The 16,057-nt window shown below is 49.5% G+C and carries 11 protein-coding genes, 2 tRNA genes and 4 rRNA genes; 12 read left to right on the forward strand and 5 right to left on the reverse strand.

Annotated elements, in window-relative coordinates:
• The first annotated feature begins 247 nt into the window (after positions 1-247).
• From MPAL_RS03795 to rrf (MPAL_RS03820), 6 genes are all read left to right on the forward strand, one after another.
• Positions 248-1,714: ribosomal RNA gene (locus MPAL_RS03795) — 16S ribosomal RNA — on the forward strand.
• A gap of 61 nt (positions 1,715-1,775) precedes the next feature.
• Positions 1,776-1,848 (forward strand) — tRNA-Thr (locus MPAL_RS03800).
• A 111-nt stretch (positions 1,849-1,959) separates the two neighbouring features.
• Positions 1,960-4,884, forward strand: a 23S ribosomal RNA gene (locus MPAL_RS03805).
• 108 nt (positions 4,885-4,992) lie between these two features.
• Positions 4,993-5,064: transfer RNA gene (locus MPAL_RS03810), tRNA-Cys, on the forward strand.
• Positions 5,065-5,070: 6 nt separating this feature from the next.
• Positions 5,071-5,192, forward strand: a 5S ribosomal RNA gene (gene rrf / locus MPAL_RS03815).
• 146 nt (positions 5,193-5,338) lie between these two features.
• Positions 5,339-5,460 (forward strand): 5S ribosomal RNA (gene rrf / locus MPAL_RS03820).
• The 16S, 23S and 5S rRNA genes sit together here with 2 tRNA genes alongside, the layout of an rRNA operon.
• 281 nt (positions 5,461-5,741) lie before the next feature.
• Here rrf (MPAL_RS03820) and MPAL_RS03825 read toward each other — a convergent pair.
• A complete protein-coding gene (locus MPAL_RS03825; RefSeq protein ID WP_012617432.1) occupies positions 5,742-5,996 on the reverse strand; it encodes a hypothetical protein in 255 nt (84 codons plus the stop codon).
• 442 nt (positions 5,997-6,438) lie between these two features.
• Here MPAL_RS03825 and MPAL_RS03830 point away from each other — a divergent pair, with 442 nt between their 5' ends.
• Positions 6,439-6,906: an LEA type 2 family protein gene (locus tag MPAL_RS03830; RefSeq protein WP_012617433.1), complete on the forward strand. Its 468-nt coding sequence runs from the start codon at positions 6,439-6,441 to the stop codon at positions 6,904-6,906.
• A 321-nt stretch (positions 6,907-7,227) separates the two neighbouring features.
• Complete coding sequence (locus MPAL_RS03835) at positions 7,228-8,127, forward strand: hypothetical protein (protein WP_012617434.1); 900 nt, start codon at positions 7,228-7,230, stop codon at positions 8,125-8,127.
• 342 nt (positions 8,128-8,469) lie between these two features.
• Here MPAL_RS03835 and MPAL_RS17445 read toward each other — a convergent pair whose 3' ends face one another.
• A complete protein-coding gene (locus MPAL_RS17445) occupies positions 8,470-8,745 on the reverse strand; it encodes a 4Fe-4S binding protein (protein ID WP_158303621.1) in 276 nt (91 codons plus the stop codon).
• 65 nt (positions 8,746-8,810) lie between these two features.
• Positions 8,811-9,128, reverse strand: a complete 318-nt coding sequence (locus MPAL_RS03840) for a hypothetical protein (protein WP_148208124.1) — start codon at positions 9,126-9,128, stop codon at positions 8,811-8,813.
• 362 nt (positions 9,129-9,490) lie between these two features.
• Here MPAL_RS03840 and MPAL_RS03845 point away from each other — a divergent pair, with 362 nt between their 5' ends.
• The 4 genes from MPAL_RS03845 (at position 9,491) to MPAL_RS14220 (ending at position 13,374) form a co-directional block, all read left to right on the forward strand.
• Positions 9,491-10,405 (forward strand): phosphatase PAP2 family protein, encoded by a 915-nt coding sequence (locus MPAL_RS03845; RefSeq protein ID WP_012617435.1) that lies wholly within the window; start codon positions 9,491-9,493, stop codon positions 10,403-10,405.
• 420 nt (positions 10,406-10,825) lie between these two features.
• Entirely contained in the window at positions 10,826-11,152 is a 327-nt protein-coding gene (locus MPAL_RS17450) for an MBL fold metallo-hydrolase (protein ID WP_394295843.1), read from the forward strand.
• On the forward strand, positions 11,133-11,324 hold the full coding sequence (locus tag MPAL_RS15670; protein WP_148208126.1) for a hypothetical protein: 192 nt from the start codon (positions 11,133-11,135) through the stop codon (positions 11,322-11,324). Before MPAL_RS17450 ends, MPAL_RS15670 begins: the two co-directional genes overlap by 20 nt.
• Positions 11,325-11,508: 184 nt before the next feature.
• Positions 11,509-13,374, forward strand: a complete 1,866-nt coding sequence (locus tag MPAL_RS14220) for an SMP-30/gluconolactonase/LRE family protein (protein ID WP_052292185.1) — start codon at positions 11,509-11,511, stop codon at positions 13,372-13,374.
• A 100-nt stretch (positions 13,375-13,474) separates the two neighbouring features.
• Here the strand turns inward: MPAL_RS14220 and MPAL_RS03860 are convergent, their stop codons facing one another.
• Both MPAL_RS03860 and MPAL_RS03865 read right to left on the reverse strand, forming a co-directional pair.
• A complete protein-coding gene (locus MPAL_RS03860; RefSeq protein ID WP_012617437.1) occupies positions 13,475-14,953 on the reverse strand; it encodes an NEW3 domain-containing protein in 1,479 nt (492 codons plus the stop codon).
• Positions 14,950-16,053 carry an ABC transporter permease gene (locus tag MPAL_RS03865; protein ID WP_012617438.1) on the reverse strand — a complete coding sequence of 368 codons (1,104 nt, stop codon included), beginning with the start codon at positions 16,051-16,053 and terminating at the stop codon, positions 14,950-14,952. The genes MPAL_RS03860 and MPAL_RS03865 overlap by 4 nt, the downstream gene beginning before the upstream one ends.
• Positions 16,054-16,057: the final 4 nt, after the last annotated feature.

Genomic DNA, 16,057 nt, shown 5'->3' on the forward strand with positions numbered 1-16,057 from the left:
GTATATATGCCTCAGCGTTCAACATAAGTATCTCGCGTTGTAACAAACAACGACCGCGAGCAAACGTCTGCATGAGAGTGCAGATAGTTTACGGTAATACCATAGAATATTACCCTCTGTGATGGAGAATCGAGTTCCCCGGCGTGTTTCGGGATCGGTTCTGACATTGATACTGGCAATGTGGAATTTTGTTTAGTAACTGCCAATTCCATAAAATTTCAGATAGTATAGTGTGTATTTCAACTTAATTCTGGTTGATCCTGCCAGAGGCCACTGCTATCGGAGTTCGATTAAGCCATGCGAGTCGAGAGGTGCAAGACCTCGGCATACTGCTCAGTAACACGTGGATAACCTACCCTAAGGTGGGGGATAACCCCGGGAAACTGGGGATAATACCCCATAGTCTATGGAGACTGGAATGTCCTATAGATAAAAGATTCATCGCCTTAGGATGGGTCTGCGGCCGATTAGGTAGTTGTTGGGGTAACGGCCCAACAAGCCATTGATCGGTACGGGTTGTGGGAGCAAGAGCCCGGAGATGGATTCTGAGACACGAATCCAGGCCCTACGGGGCGCAGCAGGCGCGAAAACTTTACAATGCGGGAAACCGTGATAAGGGAACTCCGAGTGCCCGTAAACGCGGGCTGTCCATCTGCTTAAAAAACAGGTGAAGAAAGGGCCGGGCAAGACCGGTGCCAGCCGCCGCGGTAATACCGGCGGCTCGAGTGGTGGCCACTATTACTGGGCTTAAAGCGTCCGTAGCTTGGTTGTTAAGTCTCTTGGGAAATCTGTCGGCTTAACCGACAGGCGTTTAAGGGATACTGGCAATCTAGGGACCGGGAGAGGTGAGAGGTACTCCAGGGGTAGGAGTGAAATCCTGTAATCCTTGGGGGACCACCTGTGGCGTAGGCGTCTCACCAGAACGGCTCCGACAGTGAGGGACGAAAGCTGGGGGAGCAAACCGGATTAGATACCCGGGTAGTCCCAGCCGTAAACGATGCGCGTTAGGTGTATCGGTGACCACGAGTCACCGAGGTGCCGAAGGGAAACCGTGAAACGTGCCGCCTGGGAAGTACGGTCGCAAGGCTGAAACTTAAAGGAATTGGCGGGGGAGCACCACAACAGGTGGAGCCTGCGGTTTAATCGGACTCAACGCCGGAAACCTCACCGGATAAGACAGCGGGATGATAGCCAGGCTGAAGACTTTGCTTGACTAGCTGAGAGGAGGTGCATGGCCGTCGTCAGTTCGTACTGTGAAGCATCCTGTTAAGTCAGGCAACGAGCGAGACCCACGCCAACAGTTGCTAGCATGTCCTTCGGGATGATGAGGACACTGTTGGGACCGCCTCTGCTAAAGAGGAGGAAGGAATGGGCAACGGTAGGTCAGCATGCCCCGAATTATCCGGGCTACACGCGGGCTACAATGGGCAGGACAATGGGTATCGACACCGAAAGGTGAAGGCAATCTCTTAAACCTGTCCGTAGTTCGGATTGCGGGTTGCAACTCGCCCGCATGAAGCTGGAATCTGTAGTAATCGCGTCTCAAAATGGCGCGGTGAATATGTCCCTGCTCCTTGCACACACCGCCCGTCAAACCACTCGAGTGGGGTCTTGATGAGGCTGCGGTTTTCGCCGTAGTCGAATCTAGGTTCCGCAAGAGGGGTTAAGTCGTAACAAGGTAGCCGTAGGGGAATCTGCGGCTGGATCACCTCCTAATGAATTTGGGATGGCAGTTGCTGAACAGAACACAAAATAGCCAGTGTCAATAAAGCAGAGGGCTCATAGCTCAGTTGGAAGAGCGCCACCCTTGTGGGGTGGAGGCCATAGGTTCAAATCCTATTGAGTCCACTTTCGATGCACCTGGAGATGTGAATCATCAGGGAAGGGCTGAAGGTTAATGACCTGACGATGCCGTGTAATGGTTTAGCACTCTGGACGTTAAATGGGTTCAACATCAAAGAGTACTAGAATTAAGCCTATCAGTGGATGGCTCGGTTCGAGAGCCGATGAAGGGCGTGCCAAGCTGCGATAAGCTTCGGGGAGGCGCACGGAGCCAACGATCCGAAGATACCCTAATGGGACATCCTGACACTTTTGTGTCGATCCGTAAGGATTGGAAACGCCCCGAATTGAAACATCTTAGTAGGGGCAGGAGAAGAAATCAATCGAGATGTCGTTAGTAGAGGCGATCGAACACGACAGAGTTCAAACTGAATCCCGCAAGGGAGATGTGGTGTTGTAAGCTCACTGTTATGCTTGTGTCTGTTAAGTGAAAGTCGTCTGGAACGTCGTACCATAGAGGGTGATAGTCCCGTACACGTAAACCGGCACAAACTAAGTGAAGTCTTGAGTACCGTGGGTCGGAATTCTCGCGGGAATCTGGGAGTCACTAACTTCCAAAACTAAATACTCCTCGAAACCGATAGCGTATTAGTAGCGTGAGCGAAGGCTGAAAAGTAACCCCAGAAAGGTGGTTAAAAGTGCCTGAAATTGATAGGTGATAGCGGGTTATAGCGTTAAAGGATCTTCCATGCGAAGGAACCCGTCGCGAGGCGGTAGTACGGGTATGGTTGCCAATGTTATAACGTACGTTTTGAAGAACGGGCCAGAGAGTTTATTCTGTTGGCGAAGGTTAACCCGAAAGGGGAGCCGAAGGGAAACCAACAAGTCTGTAGCCTTCGGGTGTGAGACGGCGTATTAAAAGTGCGCGGAGTCAGCAGGATAAGACCCGAAGCCTAGTGATCTATGCGTGGGCAGGTTGAAGCGTGACGAAAGTTGCGTGGAGGACCGAATGGGGTTTTGATATGCAAATCATTCCCGTGACCTGTGTATAGGAGTGAAAGATTAATCGAACTAGGCATCCGCTGGTTCCTCTCGAAACATGTCGCAGCATGACCTGGCTGGAGATCGATAGTGAGGTAGAGCACTGATTGGGGGAGCTGGGCGGGAAACTGCTCACCCCCCTGTCAAACTCCAAACTCCCTATCATCGTAGAAGGCTGGAAGTCCGGGCTACGGGGTAAGCTTGTAGTCCGTAAGGGAGACAACCCAGACCGAGGTTAATGTCCCTCAATGTAGGTTAAGTGTCAACACTGAAAGCGGTCCTAGGCCAAAGACAACTGGGAGGTGAGCTCAGAAGCAGCTACCCTTTAAAAAGTGCGTAACAGCTTACCAGTCAAGGTTTAGGGCACTGAAAATGGACGGGGCTAAAAACCTACTACAGAGACCTCGGGGCACCGCAAGGTGATCCAGTAGAGAGGCGTTCTGCATGGGTGGAAGTTGGGGCGTAAGTTCCAATGGACCGTGTAGAAATGAGAATTCTGGCAATAGTAGAAGCATAGTTGGGTGAGAATCCCAACCGCCGCAGGGGCTAGGTTTCCTTGGCAATGTTCGTCAGCCAAGGGTTAGTCGGTCCTAAGACGTACCGTAATTCGAGTACGCCAACAGGGAAACAGGTTAATATTCCTGTACCATCTAGTTTTAAGCGCAAGCCCTGACGCTTTGGGATATGCTGGGCGGAGTTATCGCTCCGTCTAAGCGTCGAATTCTGTGGAGTACCGTAATGGTGAGAAGCAGAGGAATACGTGATGGGGAAACCCAGCAAATTCCTGGAGCCCGTGAAAAGGGAATTAGATGTCCGTACCGAGAACCGACACAGGTGCCCCTCGCTGAAGAGGCGAAGGCGTGTCGGATTTAATTGTGTTAAGGGAACTCGGCAAATTGGCCCCGTAACTTCGGAATAAGGGGTGCCTGCCTGGAGATCAGGCAGGTCGCAGTGACCAGGGAGCTCTAACTGTCTAATAACAACATAGCAGACTGCAACTCCGTAAGGACTAGTATAGTCTGTGATTCCTGCCCAGTGCAAGTATCTGAACACCCGGTTCAACGGGACGAAGGACTTGTAAACGGCGGGGGTAACTATGACCCTCTTAAGGTAGCGTAGTACCTTGTCGCTTAATTGGCGACTTGCATGAATGGATTAATGAGAGCTCTACTGTCCCTAACACAAATCCGTTGAACTTTTTGTCCTAGTGCAGAGACTAGGGACTCCTAATGGGAAGTGAAGACCCCGTGGAGCTTTACTGCAGCCTGTCGTTGAGTTACGGTGTTACTTGCGCAGTGTAGATGGGAGGTGTTATATCCGTTCTTTTCGGAGGACGGGGAGCCAACAATGAGACACCATCCTTGTTACTCTGTAACTCTCACTCCTTTGTGAGGACATCGATAGGTAGGCAGTTTGGGTGGGGCGCCACACCCTCGAAAAAATATCAAGGGTGCCCTAAGGTCAACTCATGTGAGTCAGAAACTCACAGGAGAGTGTCAAGAGCATAAGTTGGCCTGACGCGATCATGAAAAGCAAATGATCGCGAGAGGAAACTCGGGTCTAACGAACCAATATGTCCTTTTGGTGAGGGCTATTGACTACAGAAAAGCTACCCCGGGGATAACAGAGTCGTCGCCGGCAAGAGCACATATCGACCCGGCGGCTTGCTACCTCGATGTCGGTTCTTTCCATCCTGGCTGTGCAGCAGCAGCCAAGGGTGAGGTTGTTCGCCTATTAAAGGGGATCGTGAGCTGGGTTTAGACCGTCGTGAGACAGGTCGGTTACTATCTATTAGGAGTGTCAGGAGTCTGAAGGCAAGAATGAAATAGTACGAGAGGAACTTTCACTCGTCGCCACTGGTTGATCGGTTGTCTGACAAGGCAATGCCGAGCGGCTACGCGATAAGGGATAAAAGCTGAAAGCATCTAAGCTTGAAACCCAGCCTAAAAAGAGACTCCGTTGAGGACATGGATAAAAGATCCGTTTGATAGACTTGGGATGTAAGCACGAAGGTTACGACGTGTTCAGTCCGCAAGCACTAACGTCCAAACTCTAGTACTTGCAAACTTGAGTTGAACCCAGACGAAATCTGGAGTGCTAAAATTATACGAAACCATTATGTTTATTGCTTATCTAAGCGATAACTGTATTGGTTTTCTTTACACGGCTGCCAAGGTGGCGGAGCGGCCACGCGGCTGATTGCAGATCAGCTACACTCCGGTTCAATTCCGGACCTTGGCTTCGGGTAATAGCGGCCATAGCAGCTGGGACACACCTGGACCCATTCCGAACCCAGAAGTTAAGCCAGTTCACGTACTATATTGTACTGAGGTACGCGAGTCCTCGGGAACTATAATACGCTGCTATTACCCTTCTTATGCATCGATAAAAAGTATGCTGTTTTTCGTAATTGTGATTCGTGAAGAGTTACAACGTTTCTGTTCATTCCACTATTCGTCTGATTCTCGAATGGATATTCTTACTGATCATCATCATCATCATCATCATCTTCGATACTGGCGGCCATAGCAATCGGGATACACCTGGACCCATGCCGAACCCAGTAGTTAAGCCGGTTTACGTCGTATGCTGTACTGAGGTACGCGAATCCTCGGGAACCATACAACGCTGCCAGTATCGTTTCATACCAATCGCTATTTTATCGAGTTTTTCGGGAAAGAGGATTGGCATATGAGCCAGTCCCTGCCATTGTGATATCCACTCATTTGTAGAATAGGTTTTTTTAGAGGGGATATTTTATTATATAATCAATTGTTATGATGGCCAGCACTCCATGATATTCATGATGCCATACGGATAGGCGTTATACCGAGTTGAAATGTTTCTGACGTTCGCTTGTCTATTCATTTTGTTTGGATAAACAATGTCACGAGTTCGGTTATTAGCGTTTTTTTGTTTTAATGTTCCTGTATTATCAGCCAGATTGCAATGAGCATCACGATATTTGCGACAAGGAATAGAAATCCATCAATTCCGGCAATAATCGGGATCATACCCATACGCGAGAGATCAAAACAGACATAAAGCCCAAACGTAGCTGCAATTGCCCAGCCAAAATGTCTCTGTTTTTTTACTGCAATGAACACTGCTCCTGCTGCGATAATAATTTCGATGAATACGGAGAGCACCTGAAGGAGATCAATACCAGACATAATCCAGGAATTATCTGTCTGCTGGTATAAAGGAGTATGGCGGGTCCACGACACATTCTGCTCTCAAAACTCATAGAAATTCATGCATAGTCTCGAAGGTTACGTTCCATGCTCTCACATCACCTTCAATTTCCCTTTTTTATGGGGATCCTGACGGAGGGATTTTATTTTCATCCTGTTTGCTTATGGCCTTCGGCATCATATCTGTTTTCTTGCAAATCTCTCATCGGAATCTGTTATGCAGGCGATGACAACCAGCCCTAGATATAGATTCTTCGAGTCCCTCATTTCAGGGTGAGATCGTTCCAAATCTCCTGACTCAACTGAAGAACCGTTCAACTGCCCCAGAGCGACAGATGATGGGAGAAATCGATAATTAAAGAGAATAATCCAGTAATCACTTCTAAAAATAAATAAATATCATCCTGTTGTGAATATACCTATGAAAAAAGGAATAATCGCTATTATTTGTTTGATGGTACTCATGGTTTTTATTGGAGGGTGCTCATCTGTACTGAAGGAGCCGGAAATAACAGTTCAGAATGTGGAACTTGTCAATATAACTCCTACCGATCTGAACCTGAATGTGAGTCTTGCCATCAATAATTCGAATATGTTTGGAATAAAGCTCGATACCCTGACCTGTAATGTCTCTTATCAGAATTCCAGTGCCTGGTCACCACTGACTCAAATTAGTATGAAAAACATTCAGGTTGACAAGGGATCCAGTTCTCTGGTGATTCCTGTGCATATGAAAAATGCTGATCTCATCAAGGCCGGTTTTAGTCTTATGAAAGATAAGGAATTCACCCTGAAGATAGAAGGATCCGCAAATCCATCCTGGTACGGCATTTCACTACCTGTTACCGTACCATTTACCAAAACCATACTCCTCAACAAAACTTTTTGATACTTCCCTTTTTATAGTATTATGAATGGCTGGTTTTTCCGAGAGGCAGGAAAAGAGTAACTATCAGTACAATCCCTTTCAGGTCAATTAATTGAATGAATATCGTTTCGGAACAGCAGCAGATCAGATCAGTATCAGATTTGTAGCCTCGTCTTCATCTGATGTTTAAATATAAAAATGATAATTCCTCGTTGGAAACTTGAAAGAAGGTATATTTATATCGATTATCCACTTAACCATTATCAGCCGGCATACGTGTATCTTTCATAGAATATCTTCAAACGAGACGATGATGAGCGTATCTTCATCACTTTGAATAATATGACCAAAATCGATGATTATCTGGATCAACTCCATCATGGTGTCTGGGAAGTGGTGATACCAAAAGATGATGTTACCGATCCGTTGAGTGATGAATGGAAGCGGTCTCCCATCAATATTCCAACCCCTGGTACCCTCGCGAGTTATAGAAAAGGCCAATACCATGTTCATGAGACAAAAAACGAGTGGCGGGTTCATCTGGATAGATACGACCCAAAAGTCCATCCTACTCTTCATCTGATCGATGACGCTCCCCTTTTTCTCATGATCTTTGATACGATGGTGATGCTCTTCTCTGAAGCACGGGGAAGATCGAACACTATTGAAAATAAAATGAAGGATCAGCAGACATTATTAAAGAATGGGTTTTCTTTTGGCATATTTCTCCTCTTCCTTGGATCAACCTTCATAATCTCTCCTACATTTTATTATTACGGTATTTTCCAGGTATTTCTCCCGTTTGTTGTCATTATTATTGGATTCGTATTTATTGGTAGGGGTATTTCCTGGCACCCTTTGCAGAGTGCTGAACCGAAAAAAATTGTCAAAGGAGGAGCAATAATACTGATAGGGCTCGTTCTCTCAGCATTTCCGATAATGATCTGGAATGTTATTTTGCTTTCAGTTCTCTGTATCTGGATGTTATCGAGTGCAATTCTGCTACTTAACAGGGTTCGGAAAGGAAAATCTGCTGTTATAGAAGGTTTTTATAGCCGATTTGCCATTGCCGTCGTATCGTTGCTCCTCGCTATTGGAGTTTTCATCATTCCAGGGGAAATTCTTACGTTATTCATGATGATCTCAGGTGTTATAATAATCTTAATCGGTTGTACCGTGATCGGTACCACCCTCAAACTGAGGAGCAGATCTCATATATCTCCAAAAAATATGCTGTCATAGTCCTGCCAATATCAGTATTCTTACGCGAAATGTTATTGCATTTTTAATAAAAAAGTACTCCTATTTGTGATTTGTTAAAACCCTCAGTTTTAACCCTCATTCAGTGTCCTTATATCAATAAGGATACTATTTGCGAATGGTGTAAAGGGATTCAACAGACCCCTTTTTAATTGAAATCCGAAAATCCCTTCAATGAGGTAACCGAGGGAGCCAGATGGATACCTCTGTTGCATCGTGCCAGTGCTGTAGTTTTAGTGGTGGGAGTGGAGGCCGGAAGGTTAACCGGGATTTATTGTTTGCCTTTTGGTTCCTGCAAACCAGGGGCATTCTATCACGCAGAGGCTACACCTGATGCCACCCCGGCGATATCCACAGGGCAAGTGGGGCTTCACATTTCAGCAGTATCTGCTGACCAAGCAGCCACGTTACAACCGGAATGAGATGGGGAGATATCCTGGCCCTCACCTTCTGGCACCGGAACATATCGATGCCATCCAGCCCGAATGCATCTCCGGGGCAAACCCGAACGCAACGTCCGCACCCTGTGCAGAGGCCGGCATCAAGAGATCCTGTTTCAGATCTCGCCGTATCGTCAGGTCTGTTTTCCGAGACTGGCACGCTGGTTATAACACCACTCAGCAGCAGCCTCGAGCCATATTGGGGTGAGAGCAAAAGGGAATTTCCTATTGACCCAAGTTTCCAGATGCAGCGACCTGTTTTAACCGGACAAGACCCTGCGCCTGTCCATCCAGCATTCTTATGGGCAGGTAGAGGGGAACGGCGAGGGTTGGTTTCTGTTCGTTGTTCAGGCCTTCTGCGAGTCGGCCGGCCGAGTTATCAAGAGCCCCGGCAATCCGAAGCATCACCCTGGTCTTCTCTTTCGGTGGTGATCGAGGTGTCTGAGCGGGGACTTCTTTTCCGAACACAATAATGGTTCTGGCTGCCGGGAATGTCTGCATTACGTGAGTCCGGTCGGTCTCCAGCAGGTCAGAAATGCTCACCTCTGCAAAAACGTCAACTCCTTCCTCGCTAAAAAAGTCTTAAGATCCAAGTTCTCCTCCCTAATATTCAATCAGACTCATCCAGGTACCCTTCGCGATTTACGGTCAATTTCAGGTTCACCCAGGGAAGTGCCATTCATTGTTCAAAGGCTCTCTCTATATTCCAGATTGAAGATGAAGTACCCGAATGTGCTCATGAAAAAATTAACATCGATAAAGATATAAATGTAAGTTTGGGTTAATTCCTATCTTCTGGATATAATCCAAATTATTGATGATTATCGTCGTATCTCTCTAAAATATCTGATAATCAAGAATCTCAAATATCAATCAGGCAACTCAATAATTTCCATGTGTGATATATGATGAATATTCCTGCATTCGAGGTTTCAGAAACCAAAAAAAATCGATTTGCGGAGTTTGTTTCCAATTTCACACATCCCCCGTTCCTTTCAATTCCCACATTTATCGTTTTAAATTTATTTTTATTGGATCCTCATAATTTTTTTGTAATCACCGGTATTTGTGTCTTTTTTGCAGCGATTTTACCCGTTGGTATCCTGATTTTCTGGGCAAAAACAATTACAAAAGATGAGTTGGATTTTCCAATCAAAGAAGATCGGCGTTATCCATTACTCATTGTAATCCTGTCCTATCTTATCGGCACCGTCATTTTATTTACTCTCCATGCACCCCCAATGGCGACCAGTTTGATGTTCTGTTATTTTTCAAATACATTGGTTGTTTTTTTCATCAATCTCTATTGGAAGATCAGTATCCATTCCATGGGTATTGCGGGACCCACGACTGCGTTATTTATTGTATTTGGTTTTTTCGGTTCTATCCTTGCATGGTTAATTCCGGTTGTCATGTGGAGCAGGGTATATCTAAAACGGCATACGATGTCTCAGGTAATTGCCGGGGCATCTCTTGGGTTTGTATTCACGGGAATCCAGATAAAAATCCTCTATGGATTCATATTTAGGATAAATTTAGATGTATTTCCAATTTTCTGGCTGGTATATGCTTTTATTGGCCCTGCAATTGTACTGAGTATTGCCGGTTATCTGAATAATAAAGGAATGAAGGATGGTTATACTCGGAAAACCATCGTATTTTTCGGATTCATTTCAATTGTCATATACTTATATCTTGCACCGATTGGAGCTACAGTTTTTCTTCTTATTTCTGGTTGTCTCTATGTTGCAATTGCGTTTTTTTCTAGTCCTGGTTTTTTATGGTTCGATGGAATTCGAAGAATATTGGATGCCCCTTGAAATATTCTATGAGAATAACTCTCAGCACCCCTTTTTATCTTACCACACCCAGTCAGACATATATTCCCAATTCCACTTTCATATGGCCGACTATGAAATTTTTCCTGGAGTGCACAAGGTACCGGGCGTGAATGGGAACTGCTATCTCCTCGATCGGGACGGACTTGTTCTGATCGATTCGGGTTTGCCGCGAAGCAGTTCAAAGATTGTCTCGTTTATACAGGATACCCTCCAGAGAAAAACCCGGGATCTGAAGTCATTATTCTCACCCATTATCATATGGACATGTAGGGTCTGCGGAGGATCTCGTAGAGCTCACCAGCGCACAGGTTGCTATTTTTGAGACAGATGCGGATTACTTTTCAAGAACGGTTCGCCTGCCTCCGCCCCGGTGGGGTTCTGGGACTTCTTCTCAGAATCATGACGGTCTTCTTTTCATCCAAACCTGTGAATCCGGTTATTCTACTCCATGATGGGGATCAGATAGCCGGGCTTGTGTGTATCCATACACCTGGGAGCATCTGTCTGTATGACCCTGAAAGCGAGGTGTTATTTACTGGAGATACGCTCACGACTAGGAAAGGAGTTATCAGCATCTCTCCTTCGGCGCCAACGCATGATCTGATGGAAGCACGAGAATCGGTGAAGAGGATCGACTTGCTGGATGTGAACGTCTTTCTGTCCGGACATGGGGTACCCGTTACGGGTCAGGTCGCAGAGAAAATACGTGAATATAGTCAGAGATGAAGTGTCCGGGTTGGAGTCGGTCGGTCCTTCTCCCCTTCTCTCCCGGGCTGGCAATGGCGCCGTTCTTCTGATGATGGAGGTCTCTGGCGGCCGGTGTACCGGAAAGGGCTGGCGATCCGGATGTGATCCCAGAGATGTCGGCGCCGGGATCGGTTCTACCGGCTCAGGTTGATCAAAGATGCCGTATTCGAAGTGTTTTACACTATGGACTATGCGGACCAGAGTGACTGACTCCTGCTCGGTCCTGGTAGCGAGTGGGCCTTACTTCTCTCTCATGATCGCCTGCCTGCTGGCTCATCTGTGATCGGTGAGGTCGACCGATAGTCTCATCATCTCTCATGTATTATTCACGGCTTATGAAACCAGTATCATTTCTGATTCTCCTGGTTCTGCTCTGTGCCGTTATTCATACTGTCTCTGCTGAAGAGATGTATGTCTTCACCGGGACATGGGGGACCAACGGCTCCGGAGACGGTCAGTTCAATTATCCCCAGGGAATCGCGGTAGACGGTGCCGGAAACATCTACGTGGCTGATAACGGCAACAAACAGGTCCAGAAGTTCACGTCGAGCGGGACGTTTGTTACGGCGTGGGGAACCGCGGGTCCCGAGGACGACAGGTTCAGCGAGCCCAGTGGTATCGCGGTGGATAGTGAGGGAAATGTGTACGTCACGGACACGGGTAAGTTCCGCGTCCAAAAGTTCACGCCGACCGGCACCCTGATCACGGAGTGGGGGACCGAGGGCACCGGCGACGGACAGTTCTACTCCCCCAATGCTGTCGCGGTGGACGGCGAGGGCTCCGTCTACGTCACTGATATTCGTTACTCAGGCAGCGGGCCCCGCATCCAGAAGTTCACGTCGAACGGGACGTTCGTCACGAAGTGGATGACGTATGGCGATGAGGTCATGTATAGCCAGCCGATGGGTATCGCGGCGGACAGTGCGGGCTCAGTCTATGTCGTCGATCTGAGGAGAGATCGTATCCTGAAGTTCACGTCGACCGGTACCCTGCTTTCGGAGTGGGGGACTACGGGCTCTGGGGACGGTCAGTTCAACAACCCGATGGGTATCGCGGTGGACAGCGAGGGTTACGTCTATGTCACGGAACCCTACGCCAACCGGGTCCAGAAGTTCACGCCGAACGGGACGTTCGTCACGAATTGGGGGACCGAGGGCTCTGGGAACGGTCAGTTCAACAACCCGAGGGGTATCGCGGTCGACAGTGCGGGCACTGTCTATGTCGTCGACAGTAATAATCACCGGGTTCAGATATTCGAACAAGGAACGACGCCGTCGCTGACGCCGACCGTACCCCCAACATCCACGCCGACGATGATTGCAACACCGACATCTACACCGGATGGGAATGATACACCCATAGCCACGCTGACGACAACCACGTTCACGCCGTCACCGACGGTGATTTCGGTGACGCCACAGACGACACCCTATGGTGCCGGCAACACCATCCCCGGGCGGATCGAGGCGGAGAACTTCGATACGAGCGGCACCGGGGCGGCCGACGCATCCTACGCTGACACAACCCCCGCGAACGAGGGCGGTGCATACCGCCCGTCCGAGAGTGTCGACATCGAGTATACGGCCGGCATCGGGTCGTACGACGTCGGCTGGATTCGCGCTGGCGAATACCTGATATACACGGTCCAGGTCGCGAACACGGGTCAATATACGGCGCAATTCAACGCCGCAAACCCTGATGCGTGGAGCAAGGCGGTCGACGTATACGTCGACGGTACGAAGTTCGGCACGGTGCCGATCGGCAGTACCGGCTCGTTTACGACCTTTACGACGTTCGCCTTCCCGATCTCGCTTCCTGCCGGCAGGCACCAGATCAAGCTCGCCTTCCCATCCGATCGCCTGAACCTGGACTACATCGAGTTCGCACAGGGCGACACCCCGGTTACGACCGCCACGACTCCATCCCCGACGACGGGGTCGGCGACCTTCATCGCTGTTCCGGCATCGGCTCCTCACGGTTCCGCGTTCATGTTCTCCGTGACCCCGTCGCCTGGCAAGTTCATCAGCTCGGCCTGGTGGTCGTTCGACTACCCAGCCCACTGGAACACCTGGAACTCGCGGGAGGTCGACCCGACGTTCTTCTATCCGTGGGCGGGCACCTACAGCCCGCATGTGAAACTGACCTACACGGACGGCACGACTGAAGAGGTCACCAGAGGCAATTACATCACTTCTACCTGAACCGGACCATTTCGCCCCGGTTCATTTTTCCGTCCCCTTACTCTGTTTTCGGCTCATCTCGGCCAGAGGGACGCCGTTTCTCTCTAATAAAAATGAATGATCATCGACGGTTGTATTTCCTGAACATGTAATACACCCCGCTCCCTATGAGCAAGAGAAGGGCAATCCCGAAGATTGCGATGAGTGACTGTTCATGCACGACGACCCGGAAATCATCGCTCTTCTCAGTCTGGTCCGAGGTCACCTTCACCGAGACCTTGTACTCACTTGCCACGATATTTCCCGGGGGGACGATCCGCAGTTTCACGGTGGCGGACTCTCCCGGGGGAATACCGGCGATCGTTTCGGGAGAGATATCGGCGTTCCAGCCGTCCGGCGCAGATATGACGGTGCTGACATTCGTGAGGGTTCCGGCATTGCCGGTATTTGTCAGGCGGATACTGAAGGTGAGGGAGTCTCCCTTGTTCACAGAATACTGGTACTGGTCGGCGTATACCTTGAGTTCGTAACTTCCCTTGATCTTTGCTGTCAGGTTCTCGGCATAGGATGTCGCTGACGAATCGATAACGAGCGGGATCTGGTAATCACCCACCGTGACATTTTGCGGTGGGATTGCCTCGACGACCATCGCCTTCTCCTCCCCGCTCTTGAGGAAGACCTCTGAGATATCCGTCCCGGGGGCGGCTTTAGCCTCGTACCGGACGTACCAGCCCTGTGATAGATTTTCGGAACCGAGGCGGAACGTGTCATCGCTCTTCCCAATGTTATGGATCGTCAGGTCGTACCGGGGTTTCGTGTCGGCCGTGGTCGTGATCACCGGGGAGTTGAGGGTGATCTCAGCAGCGAACTGGTTCTTCTCCAGCATCACCGTTCCTGCATCGGTCGTGTTCCCGCCTTTGATCTGGATATCTTTCTTCTCCACATCCTTATAGCCGGCCCGGCCGATCCGGAGGGTGTACTTCCCCGGCGGGACATCAGTTGAAACTTTCCCATCGGAGGTGCTCATCACCTGGTCGATGTTGACTTGATCCGAATTCCTGATGATGGCTACCTGTGCTCCCTTGATCTTCTCGCCATCCTTATCGGCAACACTGAGTTGAAGCGTCCCTTTCTCCCCGATATGGGTCTTGGAGATGGTCATATACACCCAGTACCAGCCGTCTCCAATATGGACCCGAAGGGCATATTCACCAACCGGGGTCTCCGAACTCGTGTCGACAACCAGTTTGATGGATTTTGATCCGTTCGTAGGGAGAGAGATCTTGTTGATCTCCGTATCCCCATCCTTGAACCGGACCTCCCATCCGTACTTTCCACTATCGGACGATTCACACCATATATTCCTGTTGATCTCCTCTCCGCGATTCAGGATATTCAGGTCGAATGTTGTGGTCGTCCCCGCCTCAATCACCTGTCCGGGGAGATCGCAGGATATGGCGATATCGGTATCCTGCGAAAAAGACTGGTCCGCCGAGGCCGGCTCTGGGAGGAGAAGAAGAACTCCTGCAACGATGATCAGGCTGATGATGAGGAGAGGATTTGCCCCCCCCTGGTTTGTGTATCCGAACCCGGTCATCATCGCACATCCATCCGCATGAACCGCATGTAGGCAAGACCGAAGAACACTGCAGGGAAGAGGAGGAGGGCTATAATATTGGCGATGATCTTTCCCAGGATATCCTCGACACCGGCAGACGCCGTCTTGGTGGTGCTGAATGAGGTGACGCTATTGGTCGATCTCCCTATCATCTCGGTGTTGGAGGTCCGGTAGGTGATGGACGAAGTGATTGCTTCATAATTCATGGTAGGAGAGAAGAGGGCGAGCGTGTCGTGTATCATCTGGCGCTTCTCAGAGTAGACCTGCATACGATCAGTGTATTTTTTCCAGGCATCGCTGTTGCCGGTATTGACCGGGCTACTCACGACAACTGTGGCCGTCGATGAACCGGTGGAATTGGGTGAGATCTGCATCTGGTCGAGGAGTTCCTGTGGGAGTTCAGGCTGGCTGCCGATCACGTTCTCCATCACCGTGTCGTTGGCCAGCGTCGGGACGAGGACTGACAGTACGATGAAGATGATGATGGTGTAGATGAGTGACGACCCGCTCTCGTCCATGGTCGTTGACATGAAGAGGGCGATGGCGAAGTATGAGAAGATCAACAGGAACGAGACCCCGCCAAACACGGCGATCAGGACGAGTTCGTTCCCGTCCGGGATGATGCCGTACACCAGCAGGGTTGCAAGGGCGATGAAGAGCACCACCCCGAGCGCACACCCGAGGGCGACGATCCCGCCCAGTGCCTTGCCGTTGATCACCTCATCGCGATATACCGGATGGGAGAGGAGGATCTTCAGCGACTTGCTCTCCTTCTCCTTGGAGACGAGGTCGAACCCCATGGCGATCCCAAGCACGCCTCCGACAAATACGAGGTACGTGGCGACCGAGGAGAAAACCCCGAGGATGGATGGTTTCTCTGTCATCTCCCCGCCGATATCCGAAGAGATGGTGGACTGGCCTTTGTTATACTGATCGAGGGTCTTGTTATACTCGGAGATCCCTCCGATCATGCCGACAATGGCAACGACAAGGAGGATCCCGAAGATTAAGAGGAATTTGCGGCTTCTGATGTGGTCGAAGAACTCCTTCTGTGCGATGGTGAAAAGTCTGTTTCCCGTCATTTTC

Origin of the sequence: Methanosphaerula palustris E1-9c (assembly GCF_000021965.1) — an archaeon.
Taxonomy (GTDB): Archaea; Halobacteriota; Methanomicrobia; order Methanomicrobiales; family Methanospirillaceae; genus Methanosphaerula; species Methanosphaerula palustris.